At 48.9% G+C, this 5,126-nt stretch carries 1 tRNA gene and 3 rRNA genes; all 4 read right to left on the reverse strand.

The window, feature by feature from the left end:
* Positions 1-4: 4 nt before the first annotated feature.
* Positions 5-120 (reverse strand): 5S ribosomal RNA (rrf, locus tag A3GU_RS0105320).
* Positions 121-218: 98 nt separating this feature from the next.
* Positions 219-3,122 (reverse strand): 23S ribosomal RNA (locus tag A3GU_RS0105325).
* Between the two features lie 298 nt (positions 3,123-3,420).
* Positions 3,421-3,493, reverse strand: a tRNA-Ala gene (locus A3GU_RS0105330).
* A 182-nt stretch (positions 3,494-3,675) separates the two neighbouring features.
* Positions 3,676-5,126: ribosomal RNA gene (locus A3GU_RS0105335) — 16S ribosomal RNA — on the reverse strand; the annotation flags it as partial.

The raw sequence follows: 5,126 nt of genomic DNA on the forward strand, positions 1-5,126 counted from the left end.
CTAAGCTAAGCGACTTCCCTATCTCACAGGGGGCAACCCCCAACTACTTCAGGCGTGCTAGGGCTTAACTGCTGTGTTCGGCATGGGTACAGGTGTATCTCCTAGGCTATCGTCACTTAACTTTTCAATGGCTTACGGCATTGTAATCCACTCAAAATTGAATATCTCTATCTTATCAAGAAAGCTACCTTATTGTCAATAAACTTACCATACTTTTTTTGGATAAGTCCTCGAGCTATTAGTATTAGTCCGCTTCATTTATCGCTAAACTTCCACTCCTAACCTATCTACCTGATCTTCTCTCAGGGCTCTTACTGATATAATATCATGGGAAATCTCATCTTGAGGGGGGCTTCGCACTTAGATGCTTTCAGCGCTTATCCCTTCCCTACATAGCTACCCAGCGATGCCTTTGGCAAGACAACTGGTACACCAGCGGTAAGTCCACTCTGGTCCTCTCGTACTAGGAGCAGATCCTCTCAAATTTCCTACGCCCGCGACGGATAGGGACCGAACTGTCTCACGACGTTCTGAACCCAGCTCGCGTGCCGCTTTAATGGGCGAACAGCCCAACCCTTGGGACCGACTACAGCCCCAGGATGCGACGAGCCGACATCGAGGTGCCAAACCTCCCCGTCGATGTGAACTCTTGGGGGAGATAAGCCTGTTATCCCCAGGGTAGCTTTTATCCGTTGAGCGATGGCCCTTCCATTCGGTACCACCGGATCACTAAGCCCGACTTTCGTCCCTGCTCGAGTTGTTGCTCTCGCAGTCAAGCTCCCTTATACCTTTACACTCTACGACTGATTTCCAACCAGTCTGAGGGAACCTTTGGGCGCCTCCGTTACTCTTTAGGAGGCGACCGCCCCAGTCAAACTGCCCGTCAGACACTGTCTCCGATAGGGATTGCCTATCTGGGTTAGAGTAGCCATAACACAAGGGTAGTATCCCAACAACGCCTCCAACGAAACTGGCGTCCCGTCTTCTATGGCTCCTACCTATCCTGTACATGTGGTACAGATACTCAATATCAAACTGCAGTAAAGCTCCATGGGGTCTTTCCGTCCTGTCGCGGGTAACCTGCATCTTCACAGGTACTAAAATTTCACCGAGTCTCTCGTTGAGACAGTGCCCAAATCATTACGCCTTTCGTGCGGGTCGGAACTTACCCGACAAGGAATTTCGCTACCTTAGGACCGTTATAGTTACGGCCGCCGTTTACTGGGGCTTCAATTCATACCTTCGCTTGCGCTAAGCACTCCTCTTAACCTTCCAGCACCGGGCAGGCGTCACCCCCTATACATCATCTTACGATTTAGCAGAGAGCTGTGTTTTTGATAAACAGTTGCTTGGGCCTATTCACTGCGGCTGACCTTATGGTCAGCACCCCTTCTCCCGAAGTTACGGGGTCATTTTGCCGAGTTCCTTAACGAGAGTTCTCTCGATCACCTGAGGCTACTCGCCTCGACTACCTGTGTCGGTTTGCGGTACGGGTAGAGTATAGTTAAACGCTAGAAGCTTTTCTTGGCAGTGTGACATCACTAACTTCGCTACTTATTTTCGCTCCCCATCACAGCTCAGTCTTATAAAGATAAGCATTTGACTCATCTTAAACCTTACTGCTTAGCCAGACTCTTCCATCCGTCTGGTTTAGTTAGCCTTCTGCGTCCCTCCTTCACTATATACTCTAGTACAGGAATATCAACCTGTTGCCCATCGAATACACCTTTCGGTCTCTCCTTAGGTCCCGACTAACCCAGGGCGGACGAGCCTTCCCCTGGAAACCTTAGTCTTACGGTGGACAGGATTCTCACCTGTCTTTCGCTACTCATACCGGCATTCTCACTTCTATGCGTTCCAGCACTCCTCACGGTATACCTTCTTCACACATAGAACGCTCTCCTACCATTACTATTACTAGTAATCCACAGCTTCGGTAAATTGTTTTAGCCCCGGTACATTTTCGGCGCAGGGTCACTCGACTAGTGAGCTATTACGCACTCTTTGAATGAATAGCTGCTTCTAAGCTAACATCCTAGTTGTCTGTGCAACCCCACATCCTTTTCCACTTAACAATTATTTTGGGACCTTAGCTGGTGGTCTGGGCTGTTTCCCTTTCGACTACGGATCTTAGCACTCGCAGTCTGACTGCCGATCATATCTCATTGGCATTCGGAGTTTATCTGAGATTGGTAATCCGGGATGGACCCCTCACCCAAACAGTGCTCTACCTCCAAGAGACTTGATATCGACGCTAGCCCTAAAGCTATTTCGGAGAGAACCAGCTATCTCCAAGTTCGTTTGGAATTTCTCCGCTACCCACAAGTCATCCAAGCACTTTTCAACGTGCCCTGGTTCGGTCCTCCAGTGCGTTTTACCACACCTTCAACCTGCTCATGGGTAGGTCACATGGTTTCGGGTCTACAACATGATACTAATTCGCCCTTTTAAGACTCGGTTTCCCTGCGGCTCCGTCTCTTCAACTTAACCTCGCATCATATCGTAACTCGCCGGTTCATTCTACAAAAGGCACGCTCTCACCCATTAACGGGCTCGAACTTGTTGTAGGCACACGGTTTCAGGTTCTATTTCACTCCCCTCCCGGGGTGCTTTTCACCTTTCCCTCACGGTACTGGTTCACTATCGGTCACTAGAGAGTATTTAGGGTTGGGAGATGGTCCTCCCAGATTCCGACGAGATTTCGCGTGTCTCGCCGTACTCAGGATACTGCTAGAGTCATCTACTATTTTAACTACGAGGCTTTTACTCCCTTTGGCTTACCTTCCCAGGTAATTCGTCTATAGTATCTGATCCCACTTTGCAGTCCTACAACCCCGACTAGTAAACTAATCGGTTTGCCCTCCTGCCGTTTCGCTCGCCGCTACTAAGGCAATCGCGTTTGCTTTCTCTTCCTGCAGCTACTTAGATGTTTCAGTTCACTGCGTCTTCCTTCCTCTACCCTTAACAGGTAGGGATACTAACCAGTAGTTAGTGGGTTCCCCCATTCGGACATCTCTGGATCGGCGCTTACTTACAGCTCCCCAAAGCATTTCGTCGTTTGTCACGTCCTTCTTCGGCTTCTAGTGCCAAGGCATCCACCGTGCGCCCTTATTAACTTAACCTTATTTCCAGTCCTGAGACCTTCTTTATTTTTTTAATATGTTCGCGTTTATCTTTTTTTCGGTTTATTTCTTGTTACTTTTCTACAATTATTTTCATAATTGTGGAATTTGATATAGATATTCAATTTTCAATGGACTATATTAGGATACTTAGACCCTTCCGACGTGTCGGACATTTTTGGAGAAAAATAGGAATCTGACGCTGTGTGACTTGCACACAAGGAAGATTAGCTTTTTTCCTAGAAAATGAGGGCGTGTTCAACTTCACTTGTAGTAAGTTTAGGAGGACTATATCCTATGGAGCCTAGCGGGATCGAACCGCTGACCTCCTGCGTGCAAAGCAGGCGCTCTCCCAGCTGAGCTAAGGCCCCGACTAATAAACTGGTTTGCAGTATTAGTGCTGTTTTTATTCTATATTATTGAAGCTTAATTGTATTCGAACTAAAATCTTAGTGAAAAAGATAAATTTCCTTACAGATTTCTTGACGTTCTCATTACTTACTTAAGACCTCTCAAAACTAAATAAGACGATTAACGTGTTCCTTTTCCTTAGAAAGGAGGTGATCCAGCCGCACCTTCCGATACGGCTACCTTGTTACGACTTCACCCCAATCATCTATCCCACCTTAGGCGGCTGGCTCCAAATGGTTACCTCACCGACTTCGGGTGTTACAAACTCTCGTGGTGTGACGGGCGGTGTGTACAAGGCCCGGGAACGTATTCACCGCGGCGTGCTGATCCGCGATTACTAGCGATTCCGACTTCATGTAGGCGAGTTGCAGCCTACAATCCGAACTGAGATTGGCTTTAAGAGATTAGCTTGCCGTCACCGGCTTGCGACTCGTTGTACCAACCATTGTAGCACGTGTGTAGCCCAGGTCATAAGGGGCATGATGATTTGACGTCATCCCCACCTTCCTCCGGTTTATTACCGGCAGTCTCGCTAGAGTGCCCAACTTAATGATGGCAACTAACAATAGGGGTTGCGCTCGTTGCGGGACTTAACCCAACATCTCACGACACGAGCTGACGACAACCATGCACCACCTGTCACTCCTGCCCCTAAGGGAATGTCTATCTCTAGACCGGTCAGGAGGATGTCAAGACCTGGTAAGGTTCTTCGCGTTGCTTCGAATTAAACCACATGCTCCACCGCTTGTGCGGGCCCCCGTCAATTCCTTTGAGTTTCAACCTTGCGGTCGTACTCCCCAGGCGGAGTGCTTAATGCGTTAGCTACGGCACTAAGCCCCGGAAAGGGCCTAACACCTAGCACTCATCGTTTACGGCGTGGACTACCAGGGTATCTAATCCTGTTTGCTCCCCACGCTTTCGAGCCTCAGCGTCAGTTACAGACCAGAGAGCCGCTTTCGCCACCGGTGTTCCTCCATATATCTACGCATTTCACCGCTACACATGGAATTCCACTCTCCCCTTCTGCACTCAAGTTTGACAGTTTCCAAAGCATACCATGGTTGAGCCACGGCCTTTAACTTCAGACTTATCAAACCGCCTGCGCTCGCTTTACGCCCAATAAATCCGGACAACGCTCGGGACCTACGTATTACCGCGGCTGCTGGCACGTAGTTAGCCGTCCCTTTCTGGTTAGTTACCGTCACGTGTAGGATTTTCCACTCCCTACACCATTCTTCTCTAACAACAGAGCTTTACGATCCGAAAACCTTCTTCACTCACGCGGCGTTGCTCGGTCAGGGTTCCCCCCATTGCCGAAGATTCCCTACTGCTGCCTCCCGTAGGAGTCTGGGCCGTGTCTCAGTCCCAGTGTGGCCGTTCACCCTCTCAGGTCGGCTATGTATCGTCGCCTAGGTAGGCCTTTACCCTACCTACTAGCTAATACAACGCAGGTCCATCTCATAGTGGAGCATTTGCCCCTTTTAAATAAAATACAGGTGTATTCTAGTGTCATGCGGTATTAGCTATCGTTTCCAATAGTTATCCCCCGCTATGAGCCAGGTTACCTACGCGTTACTCACCCGTTCGCAACTC

It is taken from the genome of Streptococcus didelphis DSM 15616 (assembly GCF_000380005.1).
Lineage (GTDB): Bacteria > Bacillota > Bacilli > Lactobacillales > Streptococcaceae > Streptococcus > Streptococcus didelphis.